This window comes from Shewanella sp. 1CM18E (assembly GCF_023161665.1).
Classification (GTDB): Bacteria; Pseudomonadota; Gammaproteobacteria; order Enterobacterales; family Shewanellaceae; genus Shewanella.
Genome location: NZ_JALNTW010000009.1, coordinates 68,357 through 86,024 on the forward strand (window position 1 = coordinate 68,357; position 17,668 = coordinate 86,024).

Annotated in this window: 19 protein-coding genes; 10 read left to right on the top strand and 9 right to left on the bottom strand. The window is 42.8% G+C overall.

All coding sequences use genetic code 11. The features are described 5' to 3' along the window. Positions 1-172: 172 nt before the first annotated feature. From pmbA to MSG37_RS13235, 6 genes are all read left to right on the top strand, one after another. Positions 173-1,513: a metalloprotease PmbA gene (pmbA, locus tag MSG37_RS13210; protein ID WP_248471120.1), complete on the top strand. Its 1,341-nt coding sequence runs from the start codon at positions 173-175 to the stop codon at positions 1,511-1,513. Positions 1,514-1,715: 202 nt separating this feature from the next. Further along, the gene (locus MSG37_RS13215; protein ID WP_248471198.1) at positions 1,716-2,060 is read left to right on the top strand and encodes a metalloregulator ArsR/SmtB family transcription factor; all 345 of its coding nucleotides are present in this window, start codon (positions 1,716-1,718) and stop codon (positions 2,058-2,060) included. 58 nt (positions 2,061-2,118) lie between these two features. Further along, positions 2,119-3,153, top strand: coding sequence for an ACR3 family arsenite efflux transporter (gene arsB, locus MSG37_RS13220; RefSeq protein WP_248471121.1), 1,035 nt, complete (start codon positions 2,119-2,121; stop codon positions 3,151-3,153). A gap of 146 nt (positions 3,154-3,299) precedes the next feature. Next, positions 3,300-4,310 (top strand): ArsJ-associated glyceraldehyde-3-phosphate dehydrogenase, encoded by a 1,011-nt coding sequence (locus tag MSG37_RS13225; protein ID WP_248471122.1) that lies wholly within the window; start codon positions 3,300-3,302, stop codon positions 4,308-4,310. A 522-nt stretch (positions 4,311-4,832) separates the two neighbouring features. Then, positions 4,833-6,050 carry an organoarsenical effux MFS transporter ArsJ gene (gene arsJ, locus MSG37_RS13230; RefSeq protein ID WP_248471123.1) on the top strand — a complete coding sequence of 406 codons (1,218 nt, stop codon included), beginning with the start codon at positions 4,833-4,835 and terminating at the stop codon, positions 6,048-6,050. Between the two features lie 296 nt (positions 6,051-6,346). Next, the gene (locus MSG37_RS13235) at positions 6,347-7,723 is read left to right on the top strand and encodes a sodium:alanine symporter family protein (RefSeq protein ID WP_248471124.1); all 1,377 of its coding nucleotides are present in this window, start codon (positions 6,347-6,349) and stop codon (positions 7,721-7,723) included. A gap of 104 nt (positions 7,724-7,827) precedes the next feature. Here MSG37_RS13235 and MSG37_RS13240 read toward each other — a convergent pair whose 3' ends face one another. The 5 genes from MSG37_RS13240 to MSG37_RS13260 form a co-directional block, all read right to left on the bottom strand. Then, entirely contained in the window at positions 7,828-8,007 is a 180-nt protein-coding gene (locus MSG37_RS13240; protein WP_248471125.1) for a hypothetical protein, read from the bottom strand. Between the two features lie 327 nt (positions 8,008-8,334). Continuing rightward, entirely contained in the window at positions 8,335-9,027 is a 693-nt protein-coding gene (locus MSG37_RS13245) for a TorF family putative porin (protein ID WP_248471126.1), read from the bottom strand. Between the two features lie 220 nt (positions 9,028-9,247). After that, entirely contained in the window at positions 9,248-9,520 is a 273-nt protein-coding gene (locus tag MSG37_RS13250; protein WP_012156924.1) for an HU family DNA-binding protein, read from the bottom strand. 135 nt (positions 9,521-9,655) lie between these two features. After that, on the bottom strand, positions 9,656-10,453 hold the full coding sequence (locus MSG37_RS13255; RefSeq protein ID WP_248471127.1) for a response regulator: 798 nt from the start codon (positions 10,451-10,453) through the stop codon (positions 9,656-9,658). Positions 10,454-10,535: 82 nt separating this feature from the next. Beyond that, a complete protein-coding gene (locus tag MSG37_RS13260) occupies positions 10,536-10,928 on the bottom strand; it encodes a hypothetical protein (RefSeq protein WP_248471128.1) in 393 nt (130 codons plus the stop codon). Positions 10,929-11,100: 172 nt separating this feature from the next. On the opposite strand from MSG37_RS13260, the gene MSG37_RS13265 reads away from it, so the two are divergent. After that, entirely contained in the window at positions 11,101-11,610 is a 510-nt protein-coding gene (locus tag MSG37_RS13265; RefSeq protein WP_248471129.1) for a DUF4240 domain-containing protein, read from the top strand. Positions 11,611-11,706: 96 nt separating this feature from the next. Here the strand turns inward: MSG37_RS13265 and MSG37_RS13270 are convergent, their stop codons facing one another. Together MSG37_RS13270 and MSG37_RS13275 are read right to left on the bottom strand one after the other, a co-directional pair. Further along, positions 11,707-12,012, bottom strand: coding sequence for a hypothetical protein (locus MSG37_RS13270; RefSeq protein ID WP_248471130.1), 306 nt, complete (start codon positions 12,010-12,012; stop codon positions 11,707-11,709). 256 nt (positions 12,013-12,268) lie between these two features. Further along, entirely contained in the window at positions 12,269-12,574 is a 306-nt protein-coding gene (locus tag MSG37_RS13275) for a hypothetical protein (protein ID WP_248471131.1), read from the bottom strand. Positions 12,575-12,871: 297 nt separating this feature from the next. Between MSG37_RS13275 and MSG37_RS13280 the strand changes: the two genes are divergently transcribed. Further along, positions 12,872-13,396, top strand: a complete 525-nt coding sequence (locus tag MSG37_RS13280; protein ID WP_248471132.1) for a DUF3016 domain-containing protein — start codon at positions 12,872-12,874, stop codon at positions 13,394-13,396. Positions 13,397-13,423: 27 nt separating this feature from the next. On the opposite strand, the gene MSG37_RS13285 is transcribed toward MSG37_RS13280, so the two are convergent. Together MSG37_RS13285 and MSG37_RS13290 are read right to left on the bottom strand one after the other, a co-directional pair. Next, positions 13,424-15,166, bottom strand: a complete 1,743-nt coding sequence (locus MSG37_RS13285) for a bifunctional diguanylate cyclase/phosphodiesterase (protein WP_248471133.1) — start codon at positions 15,164-15,166, stop codon at positions 13,424-13,426. 260 nt (positions 15,167-15,426) lie between these two features. After that, a complete protein-coding gene (locus MSG37_RS13290; protein WP_248471134.1) occupies positions 15,427-15,738 on the bottom strand; it encodes a prephenate dehydrogenase in 312 nt (103 codons plus the stop codon). A gap of 45 nt (positions 15,739-15,783) precedes the next feature. Between MSG37_RS13290 and MSG37_RS13295 the strand changes: the two genes are divergently transcribed. Both MSG37_RS13295 and MSG37_RS13300 read left to right on the top strand, forming a co-directional pair. Beyond that, the gene (locus tag MSG37_RS13295; protein WP_248471135.1) at positions 15,784-16,668 is read left to right on the top strand and encodes a TraB/GumN family protein; all 885 of its coding nucleotides are present in this window, start codon (positions 15,784-15,786) and stop codon (positions 16,666-16,668) included. A gap of 107 nt (positions 16,669-16,775) precedes the next feature. Beyond that, positions 16,776-17,642: a MaoC/PaaZ C-terminal domain-containing protein gene (locus MSG37_RS13300; RefSeq protein WP_248471199.1), complete on the top strand. Its 867-nt coding sequence runs from the start codon at positions 16,776-16,778 to the stop codon at positions 17,640-17,642. The last annotated feature ends 26 nt before the right edge of the window (positions 17,643-17,668 follow it).

Here is a 17,668-nt window from a genome sequence, read left to right on the forward strand (position 1 = left end):
TTCCTTTCCTATTTTTGTCTGTAATAGCCTTTATGGCGGCTTTTAGTGGCTGGTTAGCTGATATTTTTTTGCTCAACATAGCGATTGAGCCAGTTGCAGCGGGATTATTTAATGAGATTGGCATTTGGGTTTGTTATGCTAGCGCCATTGCCGATAAATAAAGAGTAGAACTGTGTCTTCACCTAGCATTGATATTGAATTGGATTCCTTGAAAGATGCCGTTTCGATGGCGCTGGAATATGCAAAAACATTAGGGACTTCAGGTGCTGAAGTTGCGATTAGTAAGCAACAAGGCTTGTCTGTTTCAACCCGCATGAAAGAAGTTGAAACCGTGGAGTTTAATAAAGATGGTGCCCTAGGGATTACTGTTTTTAGAGATGGCTGTAAAGGTAGCTCATCGACCTCTGATTTAAGCAAGGCTGCCATTGAGCAAGCTGTTAAAGCTGCTGATGACATTGCTCGTTTTACTTCGGCTGATCCGTTTAATGGTTTGGCTGAAAAGTCGTTAATGGCGACACAGTTTCCAGATCTTGATTTATACCACCCTGAAGATATCTCACCTGAAGAGTTAACTCGCCTTGCTGTATTAGCTGAAGAAGCAGCCTTAGATACAGACAAGCGCGTACAAACATCTGACGGCGCAAGCGCTAACGCGCACTCTAGCGTAAAGGTTTACGGTAACAGCCACGGTTTCTTAAATGGCTTTTGCAGTTCTCGTTATAGCTTAAGTTGTGTGGCTATTGGTGAGCACGAAGGTGGCATGCAGCGTGATTACGATTACACGGTTGCGCGCAAGTTTAGCGATATGACGGCACCAGAGATTATTGGCCGTAAAGCCGCTGAGAAAACGGCGGGTCGTTTAGGTGGTCGCAAGATTGCTACTACTCAGTTACCGGTACTGTTTTCGCCTGAAATTGCTACAGGCTTAATGGGGCATTTGGTTGGCGCGATCAGCGGTGGCAGCTTATACCGTAAGTCGAGCTTTTTACTCGACGCGATTGATACTCAGGTTTTCCCAGACTGGTTTAGCATTCATGAAGATCCTTTGTTAGTTGGGGCGCTAGCAAGCTCTGCATATGACAGTGAAGGCGTAGCCACCCAAGCACGGGATATTATTGATAACGGCCGTTTAGCGACTTATCTGCTAACGAGTTACTCTGCGCGCAAGCTTGGACTGACTAACACTGGTCATGCCGGTGGTATTTATAACTGGACACTATCGACAACGGGGCAAACCTTTGATCAGTTAGTTAAAGAGATGGGTACAGGTTTAATCGTAACCGAGGTGATGGGCCAAGGTGTGAACACTGTTACTGGCGATTACTCTCGTGGTGCAGCTGGTTTCTATGTCGAAAATGGCGTTATCTTGTATCCAGTTGAAGAGATCACTATTGCAGGTAACCTGAAGGATATGTACCAGAATATCGTTGCAGTGGCTAAAGACAGAGATCTGCGTTCATCAATCCGCACAGGCGGCATTTTGATGGATAAGATGAAGATTGCTGGTAACTAAGCCAAGCGTGATGCAGATTTAATCAGCAAGTGACAACCAATGAGGCTTCCTAAGGGAAGCCTTTTTTATATCTGTCACACAGCGGCAAACTGAAATTAGCATAAATAAAAATCGAACACTGGCTTGCTTATATGAAAAAACGTATATATTATTTGTCGTATATTCGCTTTTTCATACTTAGTTAATTTGTCGAGAATTGATGATGACACCTTTAACCTTTTTTAAAGCACTAGCAGATGACACCAGAATGCGCAGTTTACTGCTTATTCAAGCTGAGTCTGAACTTTGTGTTTGCGAGTTGATGGCAGCACTTGATGAGATCCAGCCAAAGGTCTCACGTCATTTAGCCCAGCTTAGAAAGCTTGGGTTATTGGTTGACCGTCGTCAGGGCCAGTGGGTTTTTTATAGCATTAATCCGCAGTTACCCAGTTGGGCAAATGAAATCTTACAGACTTTGGCTAAGGATGAAGCCGAACTTATTGGTGGCAATTTAACTAATCTTGGACAGATGGGCGATCGTCCTGAAAGAGTTAAACACTGCTGCTAACCTTCTAAAGCTAACTCTAGTCGGGTTGGCGAAATTATGTAGTAATAGGCTAAATATCATGGGTATTTTTGAACGTTATTTAAGTGTTTGGGTAGGTCTAGCAATTTTAGCTGGTGTATTTTTGGGTAACTTAGCACCTGATACATTTGCCGTGGTTGCTGGGCTTGAATATGCCCATGTTAACTTTGTAATTGCAGTGCTTATTTGGGTAATGATTTACCCAATGATGGTACAAATCGACTTTTCTGCTGTGAAAGATGTGGGCAAAAGCCCGAAAGGCTTGGTACTGACATTAGTCATAAACTGGTTGATAAAGCCGTTTACTATGGCTGCACTTGGTTGGTTATTCTTTAAAGTATTCTTTGTTGATTTTGTTGACCCACAAACAGCGAGCGAATACATAGCAGGTATGATTTTACTGGGCGTTGCGCCTTGTACTGCAATGGTATTTGTGTGGAGCCAGCTAACCAAAGGTGACCCTAACTACACGCTAGTTCAAGTGTCAGTAAACGATCTTATTATGGTGGTAGCATTTGCGCCAATCACCGCACTGTTACTCGGTGTTAGTGATATCCAGGTGCCGTGGGCGACACTGCTTTCATCTGTTGGCCTGTATGTTGTGTTGCCGTTAGTTGCTGGTGTTATCACTCGCTATATGCTGCAGAAAAAAGGTGATGATAGTCAGGTCAATGCGTTTGTGGCTAAGTTAAAGCCATGGTCGATGGTAGGCTTGCTTGCAACTGTGGTGCTGCTATTTGGTTTTCAGGCTGAAACCATTATTGCTGAGCCACAAAATATTGCTCTGATTGCGATTCCGTTATTAATCCAAATTTACGGTATCTTCTTCATTGCATTTTATGCGGCGAAAAAAATGAAGCTAACCCATAAAGTTGCGGCGCCAGCATGCATGATTGCAACATCAAACTTCTTTGAGCTTGCGGTTGCAGTGGCTATTTCATTATTTGGTTTACACTCAGGTGCAGCATTAGCAACAGTGGTTGGTGTGTTAGTTGAGGTTCCGGTGATGTTGTCTTTAGTGGCAATAGCTAACCGCAGTCGCCATATGTTTGCCGAAGAGGAAGTAAGCAGCTAACCCGCTGTAATAAGGCTGGCACTGCAAGTAAAGAGTGTAATACTTGAAGTATTACCCCTGTAACGGGATGAATGTATTCTTAGTTACACAAACTAGATTTAAGCAATAACAGTTAACTTAAACTCAGAACAGATTAAGAGACGACTATGACAATCAAAATTGGTATCAACGGCTTCGGTAGAATGGGGCGTTTAGCATTAAGATCGGCTTGGCATAATAGCGATGTTGAATTTGTACAGATTAACGACCCAGCGGGTGATGCAACCACATTAGCGCATTTGCTGACATTTGACTCTGTACACGGTCGCTGGTCTGAAGAAGCAACAGCTGAAGGCACTGATATTGTTATTGGTAACAAGCGTATTGCTACAACTCGCAATAAAGCGATTGCCGAAACAGATTGGTCAGCTTGTGACGTAGTGATTGAAGCCTCTGGGGTGATGAAAACTAAAGCCTTATTACAAGCCTATTTAGACCAAGGCGTTAAACGTGTGGTAGTGACTGCACCTGTGAAAGAAGAAGGCGTGTTGAATATCGTAATGGGAGTTAACCATGACCTTTATGATAAAGATATTCATCCAATCGTGACAGCAGCTTCTTGCACCACAAACTGTTTAGCGCCAGTGGTTAAAGTGATTCATGAAAAGATTGGTATCAAGCATGGCTCGATGACTACGATTCACGATATTACTAATACTCAAACCATCTTAGATGCACCACATAAAGATCTGCGCCGTGCTCGTGCATGTGGATTGAGCTTAATCCCAACAACAACCGGTAGCGCAACTGCAATCACTCATATTTTCCCTGAGCTAAAGGGCAAGTTAAATGGTCACGCAGTGCGTATTCCACTTGCAAACGCTTCTATCACTGACTGTGTGTTTGAAGTTGAGCGTGAAACGACTGAGGCAGAGGTTAACCAGTTGCTGCAACAAGCTGCAGCAGGCGAACTTAAAGATATTTTAGGCTATGAAGAGCGCCCATTAGTATCGGTTGATTATAAAACTGATCCACGCTCAAGCATTATCGATGCGCCTTCAACCATGGTGGTTAATGGCACTCAAGTTAAGTTGTATGTTTGGTACGACAATGAATGGGGCTACGCTAATCGCACTGCAGAGCTGGCAATTATGGTTGGTAAAATGGATCAGGCTTAAATATAAGAGCTTAGGAAGAGCAGGACGCTTCGCTTATAGATCCTAGGGCCTCGACCCTAGGTTCTAGGTTCTAGGAAAAGCCAAATTGGAATCGTGCCTGCTTTTTAGGTGGTTTGATCGTGCTAACAAAACTTCGTTCGTTGCCTGATAGCATTAAGCAGTATTTAATCGTTACCGGTGCCCCTATTTGAGAGGGCATTTCGCTCGTTATTTAATTCTTAGAACATGAACTTTTGCTATATAGAGAGCTAATCGTGCTAAAAAACTTCGTTCATTACCAGATAGCATTAAGCAGTAGTTAACTGTTACTGGAGCCCCTATTTGAGGGGGTATTACGCTCGTTATTTAATACTTAGAACATGAACTTTGCCATTATAGAGAGTCAATTGTGCTAACAAAACTTCGTTCATTACCGGATAGCATTAAGCAGTATTTAATCGTTACTGGAGCCCTTATTTGAGTGGGCATTTCGCTTGTTATTTATTTTTTAGAACATGAACTTTGCCATATAGAGAGTCAATTGTGCTAACAAAACTTCGTTCATTACCGGATAGCATTAAGCAGTATTTAATCGTGACCGGTAACTACTGGGCATTTACGCTTACCGATGGCGCATTGCGTATGTTGGTGGTGCTGCATTTCTATGACTTAGGTTACACGCCACTAGCGATTGCTATGCTGTTTCTGTTTTACGAAATCTTTGGCGTTATTACTAACCTTGTTGGTGGCTGGTTAGGCGCAAGGTTAGGGCTTAACCGCACCATGAACATCGGCCTGGGTTTGCAGATTGTGGCGCTTTCTATGCTGTTGTTGCCAACTGCAATGCTGACGGTACCTTGGGTGATGGCGGCGCAGGCGATGTCGGGGATCGCCAAAGATCTTAATAAGATGAGCGCTAAGAGTGCCATTAAAACATTGGTGCCTAAAGGCGCAGAAGATAAGCTCTATCGTTGGGTTGCTATGCTTACCGGCTCTAAGAATGCATTGAAAGGTGCTGGTTTCTTCTTAGGTGGGGTATTGCTATCTACAGCTGGGTTTAAAGGCGCGATTGCGATTATGGCTGCGGCACTGCTGCTAGTGTGGATCTATAGCATTGTGAGTCTCAAAGCGGATTTAGGCAAAGCCAAATCTAAACCAAAGTTTACTCAGATATTTTCCAAAAGTGACAGTGTGAATATTCTGTCGGCGGCGCGATTATTCTTATTTTCCGCTCGCGATGTATGGTTTGTTATTGCTTTACCTGTGTTCTTGGCCAGTCAGCTTGGTTGGGAGCATAGCAGCGTAGGTACTTTTCTTGCTGCTTGGGTCATTGCCTATGGCATGGTGCAATCTTTCGCACCAGCATTAACCGCCAGAAAAGGTGCACCAGACGGCAAGGCTGCAACTATATGGGCTGGTGTGCTGACATTAGTGACTAGCATACTTGCAGTCGTCATGTTTACAGGTTGGATTGCACCACAGGTTGCGCTGATTGTCGGACTTATGGTGTTTGGTGCGGTATTTGCGATTAACTCGTCATTGCATAGCTATTTAATCGTTAGTTATGCGGGCGAAGATGGCGTATCGCTTGATATCGGCTTTTACTATATGGCTAACGCTATGGGCCGTTTACTGGGCACCATTTTGTCTGGCTGGGTTTATCAAGAAGCGGGCTTATCGGCTTGTTTAATGATTTCTGCAGCTATGTTGCTTACAACGTTTATTATCTCCTTTAAGTTGCCTCGCGCTTCTATGCGCTAATAGGTTTCACTGGCCTAATTGATACCACTTATCGTTGTCATAGCGTTGCCAAGCGTTATGACAACTTTTCACCTGACTGCGTTAGTTTATTTTCTAGTCTTTCCAATCGTTAACAATTCGTTGTAATCTGTTTGCTAAGGTTGAGTGTTTTATCATTTTTGATAGCTAACTCGCTTTATTAGGACCTTTTGATCTTGCTATGCCAATGAAAGATCAAAAAGCCCTAAATACATGATTATAAATATAAGTATAAATATAAATAATAACGATAATTTCTCTGTATCGACGAGGTTTGAATGGAAGCTATTACGAATTTTGTAAGCATGATCAATTCCGTAGTCTGGGGGACTCCAATGCTGGTGATGATCTTGGGAGTGGGGTTATTCCTTACTGTCGGATTACGCCTAATGCCTATTTTAAAACTAGGCACTGGCTTCAAGCTGTTGTGGTCAGGTCGAATTCCAGATAAAGACAAAAACAAGAAGGGCGAAATTAGCCCTTTTAATGCCTTAATGACATCACTGTCGGCCACTATTGGTACCGGTAATATTGCCGGTGTCGCAACGGCTATTTTTATCGGTGGACCTGGTGCACTGTTTTGGATGTGGTGCACGGCGCTGGTGGGCATGGCGACTAAATTTGCTGAGGCGGTGCTTGCGGTAAAGTACCGTGAAGTCGACGACAACGGCAACCACGTTGGCGGCCCAATGTATTATATCAAAAATGGTTTGGGCTCTAAGTGGGCGTGGCTAGGTACAGCTTTTGCGCTATTTGGTTCGTTAGCTGGTTTTGGTATTGGTAATACAGTGCAGGCGAACTCGGTTGCTGACGCATTAGGCAGTAACTTTGGCGTACCAAACTGGGTAACTGGTGTGGTGCTAATGGTACTTGTTGGTGCAGTGCTTATGGGCGGTATTAAGCGTATAGCCGACGTGGCGGGCAAGCTTGTACCTATGATGACAGTTTTCTACCTTGCAGCAGGTGTAGCAGTGCTTATTGTTTACGCTGCGGAGATCCCTGCGGCAATAGAGCTTATTTTGCATAGCGCATTTAATCCCGTTGCGGCACAAGGAGGCTTTGCTGGAGCTGCTGTGTGGGCGGCGATTCGCTTTGGTGTGGCCCGTGGTGTGTTCTCTAATGAAGCGGGCCTTGGTAGTGCGCCTATTGCCCATGCCGCTGCGCAAACTAATAACCCTGTGGCGCAAGGCTTAGTGGCAATGTTAGGTACATTTATCGATACCTTAATTGTTTGTAGCATTACTGGTTTAGCCATTATTGTTTCAGGGGCTTGGACTTCTGGTGAAAATGGTGCTGCGCTAACTTCATTTGCGTTCTCGCATGCGTTCCCAATGGGCAATTATGTGGTGGCAATCGCGCTGACTATTTTTGCATTCACAACGATTCTAGGTTGGAGCTTTTACTGCGAGAAGTGCGTGCAGTTCCTGTTTGGTGTCAAAGCCATCAAGCCGTTTAGAATTATCTGGACGCTAGTTGTGCCGCTTGGTGCAGTTAGCTCGCTGGAGTTTATTTGGCTATTGGCGGATACGCTCAATGCGATGATGGCTATTCCGAACCTAATTGCATTGGCACTGTTAAGCCCTGTGGTGTTTGCGCTTACGCGAGAATATTTCTTGAAAAAGCGTGAAACCGATGCGGCAACGCAAAAAAGCTAAATAGTGATAAAACTAAAAAAGCTCCTGCATATTATGTCAGGAGCTTTTTTTATATATCTGAGTAAGTCGATGCTTCTCAAATATGGCTTAGCACGTACTTTGGGTTATGCCCAAAAATCATCTTCACTTAAATCGCGCTTCAATTGCGCTTGTTCAAGGTAGTCTTCAAGACGTTTTTTAACGGCTTTCTTACGGGCTAACTCGTCAGCACTTTGCTGATCTTTAGGCGTTGTGTACGCCTCCATTTCTGCGTCGTTGGGCACCAACTCAAAAGTCTGAGCCATCACGAATTCCTCTTAGCTAGGTATCCATGTTCCGAATCGCTTACTTAGCGTTAAAAGGGAATACTTTGATACCATCGGTTAATAACTAAACAATGTGTGCACTCTTTGGCTTACTTAATTAAACCCATCAGTGAGTGCTTAATTTGGAATTTAGCAGGAAGTGATTTAAAAATATGCGATCAATGTAACAAAATTACATTTATCGTTCGTTTTTTATTAATGTGGATGTTTTTTAGTGATTTAGTGAAATTAAATAACTAACCTGGCTTATTTTATAACTGGCCATTTGTACTTAAAAATAGCATAAATGGCCTTATTTACAGGATCTTATAGAGTAAAGCTGTAGCTATAGCCGAGTAAAAACTTGGCATCATCGTTTTTAAGATCTGTATCACTGACAGTAAAAGATACAGTACCGAGGTCGGTATCTTTACTCAGTGCCAGTGAGTAATCAGAATAACTGTCGGTATTGTACCAAGCAGTGATTACATCGCCAGTTGAATAACCATAATGGGCGCCAATAGAGAGTGTATCTGACAATGGATAACTAAAATTAGCTTGGGCATAACCCATATCGCTATTATCAAGGGGCTCGCTAGCGACATCATCGCCTGCATGGACAACATGAGAGTAGCTTACGCTGAGCCATTTCCAACTTAGTGCTGCAGTTACCTCTGAGAAATCAATACTGCCGTCAGCATCAGGGTAGGCGTAATACAGATAGTTAATATCGTAGCCAAAGTCGTCAGTAAAGTTACCTGCAAAACCGGCGTAGAAATCTACCTCGTAACTCGTATCATCGCCAAAATCGACATTTGACGCCCAGGTGCCCGCATAAAAGCCCGATTCATGACTGTAATCGATGCCGCCTTGTACAGCTACAGCGTCATCAGTTTGGGTTACACCACGCCATAAGTAATTTGAAGTTGCACCAATGTTGGCTTCTACGGCTGCATGAGCCGATGTCGCGATAAGTGAGCTTAAAAGTACTGCACTAGTATTGATTAGTAGCTTGTTCATAGTATTCCCCTTTGGTGAAACATTATTGTTTTTGAAGGTCAGAAGTTATTTAGCAAGCTCTAAGCCAGAATAAACATCTCATTAAAACAGTTGTTTACATGTTTCAAGGAATAACAGTTGTTCAATAATGATACAATTTAGGGCGGGAAGCACCGAGATGGGGCAGGCATAAAAAAACCTCCGAAGGGGAGGTTTAGTTATTAACTGCGGAAACAGTGATTTAGTTAACGCTATCTTTAAGCGTTTTACCTGCTTTGAACTTAGGTACTGTAGCCGCAGGGATCTGGATTTCTTTACCAGTCTGTGGGTTACGACCTGTACGAGCTGCGCGTTGAGTTGTTTCAAAAGAACCAAAACCAACGATAGAGATCTTGTCTCCATTCTTCATTGCTTCTGCAACAGTTTCTTCAAAAGATTTTAATGCACGCGCGGCTTCAGCTTTAGTTAGTTCTGCAGATTCAGCCATTTTTGCAACAAGTTCAGTCTTATTCATTTGAATAGTCTCTTCTTTCCGTAGATTTAATTGTTAGTAGCGTTATGTAACATGCCATAAGCTTTTGCATTTGAAAAGTGCTTTAGCCTTATGACATGGGCATTAAAGTCAAAAATAGGGGCGAATTCTCAATTTTTACTCTTCTAATAGCTGATATAAGATCTGTTTCACAACATTGGGCTCAAAAGGCTTGTCACACAAGGCATTAACTCCTGCTTGTGAAACATTGCTCAAATGGGTTTCATTGGCCTCAGAAGACACCATTAAAATCGGAATATGTGACTGCTGGCTATCGTTACGAATAAACTGGGTAAGCGCGAGGCCATCTACACTAGGCATGTTGTAGTCGGTGATCACTAGGTCAAACATTTGTTGCTGCATTAGCTCAATTGCTTGTTGGCCATCTTCAGCTTCGGTGATCATCCTTAGGCCTAAATTGGTGATGGTTCGCTTAATAATGTTACGCGCCATCTTGCTATCATCGACCACTAACACGCGTAAATCTTGCACATCAAAGTGGGTTAGATCTAATTCATCATTGCTAAGTAGATCTATGGTGGCATTTATTGCTTTACCTAAATGCTCTGCACTAAATGGTTTAGGTAAAATAGCAACTACGCCCGATTGTCTAAATTGCTCTAATTGCTCGCGGCGACACTCACTAGAAACCAGCATAAACTGAATATCACTAAAGTGAGCTGATGATTTTATTTGCTGTAAAAGCTCTAGCGCCGTGCCATCGGCATAGTGCATGGCACTTGCAACTAAATCTGGTTGATGGCGATTGATGATCTGCATGGCTTCAGCAAGACTAGTTGCTGTTTGGATTAGCTTCACACCTTCTTGCTCTAAACGCTGACAAATGATTTTTCTCTGCGTATCTGAAGGCTCTACAAGCAAGATAGAAAGTTCGCTGGGCTGTAAATGGCTCATAAGTGTCATTACCGTTTTTATTTATTTTATTATGGCGCTGAGCTATGCGTAAATCAGCGCGTAGCTATGCAGCGACCTTGGTTTAACTGTTGTTGCCAGAGGCGAGATAAAGGCGTGTCTTGTTGCTAAAGGCTACCCAAAACTGAAAGCTCATTACCACTATGGCGAGAACGACTAGGCCGCTAATAGGAATGTTTTGACCTTGATAGACAACTTTTACATCTTCAGGAGTAATTTTATAAGCAATTACTGCGGCAGTCGTTAAGGCGAGCAAGGCGACAGTTTGAATTGCAAGATAGATTTTAAATACCACTCCAGCCCAAAACTGGCGGGTATATAAGCCGTATAGTACAGGCAAAACACCTAAAGTTAGCAGATCAAAAGTTTGCATCGTAAAAGTGCGCCATAGTGCCGCGACGGCTAAAACAGCGTAGATAAGCATCAAAAAGGCTAACAGTGGATGTGGTTTGGTCATTATCTGCTAAAGGCCATCATATTGAATAAATGTGCATTGAAGTGTAAAAAAATCTCATAGGTACGTCTATACCCGTATGATTTACGTTATAACGTGATGGATGTTGTTATACCAATCAATCTGAGTAATGCGCTAGAATAGCGGCAATTAAACCGTATGATTAGAGAATCCGATGACTGAATCTGAGTTTTGGGCGTTAGTAACCCGAACATCGCCACAACAAGATCAAACTGAGCTAGCTGAAGCCTTAAAGCAAAAGCTTAGCCCGTTAAGCAATGATGAGTTGCGAGATTTTGACAAGATATTTGGTCAGCAGATGCGTCGAACCTATTCTTGGTCAGTGTGGGGCGCTGCATATATTATTACAGGCTGTGACTCTGAATATGCATTCGCAGAGTTTCGTTGTTTCTTAATTTCTCTAGGTCAGGAATGGTACGACAAAGTAGTTGAATCAGCTGATGAGCTGGGCAAGCTTGAGTTGTGGCCTGAAAAAGACGGTTATGCTTACCCATTTCTTGATGAATATGATCTTATTGCTGGTCAGCTTTATGAAGAGCGTAGCGATGATGAACTTCCTTATGTACCGTCTGGGCAGGCAACACCTGCGGGCAAAAAGTTCTCGCATAAGAAAAAGCAGTTAAAGGCGACTTATCCGCTATTGAGCGCTGCATTTCCTTTTTAATTGTAATTCTGATTACAGTTAGAAATCAAAAACGAGGCTAACGCCTCGTTTTTGATTCTAAATTGCTTACTTAAACCGATGCTTAGTCTGTTTAAGTTATTCGAAGCAAACTCCAATGCTATTGTCGAAATCTAGTCCATGGGCTGTACAAGCAAGCTGCATAAACTCTTGCTCAGAATCTTTAACTTGAGCATCAAACTCTGATTGCAGAGTCGCTTCGAGTTCATTCTCAGTTTTAGCCATTTGGTTTTCTATAATTTGGTGGTGTTCAGCGATTGCCGCTTTTTCTTTAGCGGTAAACTCTTCAGCATTGGCTTGGCCTACAAAAGCGAACGCGCTCAAAATGATTGCCAATAGTGCCATACGGCCAGAAAAAGCGATTTTAGTGGTTGAATAGTTCATATTGGGCTCCAAACAATTGCGTAAATGCATGTGCTAAGAAACTCTTGGCTCAATTAACCAGCTTGCTCAAGATGATTTCTGTACGTTAGATACATTGCACTCATTTAGCGCTGTGTATCTGACGTTGCGTGTTAACTTGAGACCTATATTATCCGATACAACTTGTATCAAAGCTGAACAAAAACTAGTCAGCTACTTTTTAGGATGGGAAGGTGATTGATAGCTTGATTGGTAACAAAAAAATCCAAGATTAGCGTTATTCATTCTTCATGGCTTCACAATGAAACCCTTGGCGCATGGAGTCAAATCGGCAGTTTAGCCCACATTCCCAAGCAACATCATTCAGTTTTGAAGATTCATTTTCCGCATAGATCTTGCAGCTTGGATAGTCATCAAAGTCATCTTGCTTATGGTAGTTTCCAGAGTTGTAACCACCTTTATAGATAAAGGCCGACCATGACTCGAGATGAGAGGATACTTCAGTTTGATTGATATGATAAATCGCCGCGCCTAAACCGATAAACAGTAAAACAACAAATAAAATGGGCGCCAGCTTTTGCATGGTAATAATCTCTTGAGTACAGCTTATAACTCAAGCTTAAAGGCTGGAAGAGATAATGCAAACACTATAACGCTGACAATTATCTGCTTGTAAATGAATATAACTGGCTAGGGTTTGCAATCGGCCTGCGCTTACTGATGCAACTTGATGCAACTAATTTGTTTATACTATGGTCTACTAATATGCTTATAAAACACACTTTATCAGTATTCAAATTTGGATTAAGCAATTATACAGGTTTAATATTGTACAGTTGAGCAAGTTAAGATCCAGTCACGTATAGCGGTGGAGGCTAATATGAAAGCAAAACATATACTTGTTGCGAGTTTACTCGTATCTAGTTCAGTGTGGGCGGCAGATGAAGCCGTTGAAAACCCAGTAACTGAAAATGGCGTGGTTAAAGTTGAATGGCAAGATCCGAGTAGCTTCCGTGATATTCGCTCTAGTGGTGAAATTCAATCACGCTATGAGAACCGTACTTTCGAGCAGTTAACTAAAAACCTCAACAAAGAAGCGAGTAAAATTCTTAAGCCAGAACAAAAGCTTGAAATGGTAGTTACCGACTTAGACTTAGCTGGTGATGTTAGACCAACCTTTGGCGCAACAACCAATGATATTCGGGTAGTAAAAGATATTTACCCGCCACGTATTACCTTTAGCTATAAAATTGTAGAAGGCGATAAAGTGGTGATGGCCGGTGATGAAAAGCTGACAGATATGGGCTTCATGTATTCCATTAATAAAATGAACGACAAGCCTTACCGCTATGAAAATGCATTACTCACTTCATGGTTGAAGGATACTGTTAAACCTAAGCTGTAAACTCAGCTTTAGTTACAGCACATAAGGTTACAAACCCACCGCCATATCTAGCTTAAATAGGCTAAGTGAGCTTTGTGCTTGCTTAGCCTGTTTTTTTGCCTGAGCGCTATAGATAGACAATTGATGCTCATTACAATTTAGAGTCACACTAGGCGGTAAAATTCCTGCGCTTAGTGAAATAAGCTCGTGATAGCATTTAACACCTTTGCGATCTTCCGCCAGCATCTGTTTTGCCTGCCAGTGCTTTTTAGAATAAAACAATGACTTGCTAGCTTCAAAATCAGCGATAACTCGTTGCGCTTGTAACTCGATCTCAGCAGCGGTACTGATAATGACAAAATCATCGCCGCCCACATGACCGATAAAGTTATTGCTGTCTTGCTGTTGCAGCAAAAGCCGTGAAACCTCACGGATCACCTCATCGCCACGACAGAAGCCGTAAATATCGTTGTAAGGTTTAAAGTTTGATAAATCGAAATAGGCTAAATAGAAGGCTTTTTTCTGTAAGCGTAATCGCTGTAGCTCTTCTTGAATGGGAATATTGCCAGGTAAGCCTGTTAATGGATTCGCGTGGCGAGCGACCGCAATCTTCTGCTCAGTAATTTTTGCCAGTAGATCTTTTGTGTGGCCAACTCCCAGTAGTTTGCCTTGTTTGAGAATAATAAACTGCTGCACAACTAAGTCGGTAGACTCGTTGGTTAAGCGTTGGCTTACCTGAGAAATAGGCATATCAGCTTCAATGCGAATAAGCTCTGCTGTTAGCACTTCTTCAACGGTTTTATGCTCATGCAGTGCACGACCATAAGGCGTGCTAAATAACTCGATAACCTGACTTCTCAGTACCATGCCAATCACTTCATCAGCTCGCATAACAACAATGGCTTGCAGGTGTTGATACTGGTTAAAAGTCTCGCCTATTTTTTTGAGCTTGCTGTTGAACTGGCATGTGGTTGCCTTGCTACATAAGCTCTCAGCTGATTCGGCAAAGCGAACTCGTGGAGTTACAGGTTCAATCATCGGACTGAACGGAATATCACGATTCGGCTCTGCGGTAGGGCGGCCAAGTAAAAAACCCTGACAATAAATAATGCCGAGTTGCTTTAGAATGGCCAGTTCTGCATGGGTTTCAATACCTTCAGCGATGACCTTGCAACTTAGATTTTGGCAAAGCGCAATGATGGAGCGTACAAATTCCTGCTTAACTGATGAAGTGTCAATTGAATCAATAAAGTGTCGGTCAATTTTTACGTAGTCAGGGGCAAGCTCTGACCATAAGCGTAAACCTGAATAGCCTGCACCCAAGTCATCAATTGCAGTTAAAAAGCCTTGGCTGCGATAATGGTTTAAACAGGATTTAAGCAGATCGATATCATCGGCCGGATACTGCTCTGACAGCTCAATAACCACTTGTGACGGCTCTAATTCCAGTTCTTGTACCAGACTGAGAGTTAAGCCTTTAGCGTGGTTAGGTTCGAGTAATGCCTTGGGGGAAATATTAAGAAATAGCTTGCCTTGTAATTTGGAGTATTTAAATTGTTGAATCGAAATTCGACGACATAAACTCTCTAATTCAGATAAGCGTCCTTCGTAAGCTGCTGTTTTAAATAACGGCACCGGCGAGAATAATGGACTATGCTCTGGCCCTCGGCTTAATGCTTCAAAGCCATGGATCTGGTGAGTAGATATATTGCAAATTGGTTGGAACACCGCTTTAATTTTTTCTTTGCTGATAATTTTATCGAGTTCAAATTTTAGATCGATAGCGGACATTATTTCCTACCAAGTATTAATGAGGTAGAAAATTCTATGACACAGGTGTGACAATTCAATGACAGAAACTTGGGGGTTATTGATATAAATTATGGAGTTTTTTATCTCATTCACAGTGCATATGTGAGTGAACAGTGGCGCGAGAGTGGTTTAATTGCAGTGAGATAAATGGCTAATCAGGCGTACTTAGCGGAAAAGCCTAAAAAGCACTAAACATTTACTGATATTTAGTGCTGATAAACTTTTAAAGGCTAACTGAATTACTTAGTGTTAGATTTAAAGGCCTGCATGGTTTGCAGCAGTAATCCAAGCTTAGGCACGTAGCTTTCCAGTGCTGGTGCAAGTGATTCTGGGTTTTGAATCATGGCTTCCATATCGGCCGCTAATTCTTGCACATATGGCGTGAAGCGATTGCTCTTAGTGGTAAAGCCTTCAGATGCAGAGAAAATAGCGTCAAACTTTACGTGACCCGCTTTTTTCAGCTCATCGAGACGGTTGTCTGCATCAATCGCTTGGCGGTAGGCGGTTTGCAAACTGGCTTTAAGTTGCTCAATAACCTGTGTGTGTGGCATAACAGCCTCTCAAATAGAAATTTGGCTGAATTATAAGGGGCAAGGATGATAGCAACAAGTGGCGTAAGGCGTTTATTCAAATTAGTTGGCCTAAGCTTAGGTCTGGTTTCCGCGGCGGTAAGCGCTGAGCAAATCGACAAACCACCTTTTTATCAAATCACTTATCAAGGCCAAACCGCTTATTTATTGGGCTCGATTCATGTCGGAAGCGCTGAGTTTTATCCGTTAGCTGCGCAAATCGAACAGGCTTTTGAACGATCTGCAGCATTGGTTGTAGAGGCGGATGTAAGAGGCGCTAATGTACCCGCTTTACTGGCTAAATATGGCGCTGACAAAGTTCCGATGGATAGTGAGACAAAGTCTGTTATGACTGCGTATTGTCAGCATCAGCAGCGAGTATGTGCAGCACTTGAAAATTTCGCGCCTTGGCTACAATCAATGCAGCTAAGTATAGGGCGCTACGCAGCTCTGGGTTATAGCGGCATATATGGGGTAGATGCGGTACTGGTTAGCCAAGCAGGGGCTAAACCTGTGTACGAGCTTGAAAGTACAGAGTTTCAATTTAAGTTGTTGTCATCTTTTGATGCAGATACCCAGTGGAGTATGGTGAAAGAAGCCATTGAAGCGCCTGATAGCGATATGCTGGAACTTATTTCAGCGTGGCGTAGCGGTAATGAAGCGGAGCTGGCTGACTTGATGGAAGGGGAGATGTTACGTGATGGCGAAACCGAAATGGTGGAAAAAATGCTCTGGGGCCGCAATAAAACGATGGCGCAGCGTATTGTTGAGCTGATGCAGTCTCCAAATACTAAGCAGCCTTTATTTGTGGTTATAGGGGCAGGGCATTTAGTGGGGCAAAAGAGTGTGCAGTCTTATTTGCAGCCCCTCGGTGTCGCGGCAAAAAATTGTTGGCAGCAAGAATGTGGTTAACTTACAGCTAGCTTGATGTTGTTGGCAATTATCAGGTTTGTTGCTTTTGGTGTATAATGCGCCGCTCGATTTTGGTTTCCCGTGTCATTTTGAAGGGTTTTATTGGTTTGAATAAAGAATACAGCATCGATTTAAAGGCGTTACCATCGCTATTTACGCTTTATCGCAAAATATTTTTTGGTCGTAAGCCTGGTTGGGATGAGCAACCGCTGCCAGTAATTAATATCTCTAGCCCTAACGTGACCTTGTCGCAAGACAAAGTGGCACAATACGCCAAAGTCTGTGGCTTTGAGTTCGACGGTAAAACCCTACCACCGACATATCTATATGTGATGGCATTTAGGCTACATGCGGTTATTTTTACCCATGAAGGTATTACGTTCCCGTTGTTGGGAATGATTCACCTGAAAAACAGCATCACAATGCATCGCGCAGCCAAAGTTGATGAAACATTCGATATCCAATGTGTATTAACGACCAGTCGCATGACTGACTCGGGCCTTGAGTTCGAGCTAGTGTCAAAAGCATTTGTGGCAGGCGAGTTGGTTTGGGAGTCTCTCTCTACATACTTGTACCGCATTGAAGGTAAAGCGAAGCGGGTGCGTCCACCTAAGGCGAATGCAATGGTGTGGCAAGATCCGATTAGCTGGACACTTGCTGAAGATCTCGGTCGTCGTTATGCTAAAGCATCGGGTGACTATAACCTCATCCATTTACATCCTGTTATGTCAAAGCGCTTTGGTTTTGATCGCGTACTCGCTCATGGTATGTGGTCTAAGGGGCGCTGTGTTGCCCAGTTAATGCCAAATATTAGCGATAAGCCATGCAAGATTGACGTGGCCTTTAAGTTGCCGCTATTTATGCCAAATAGCGTTAGCTTTGCTGTTGAGCATCTTGAAGATAAAACAGTATTTGAGCTTCGCGATCAAAAGGGTCGTCGCCCACATTTAAGCGGTGAGATCACTTTCTTATAAGCGCGAGACAATAAAGTTAGTGCGTG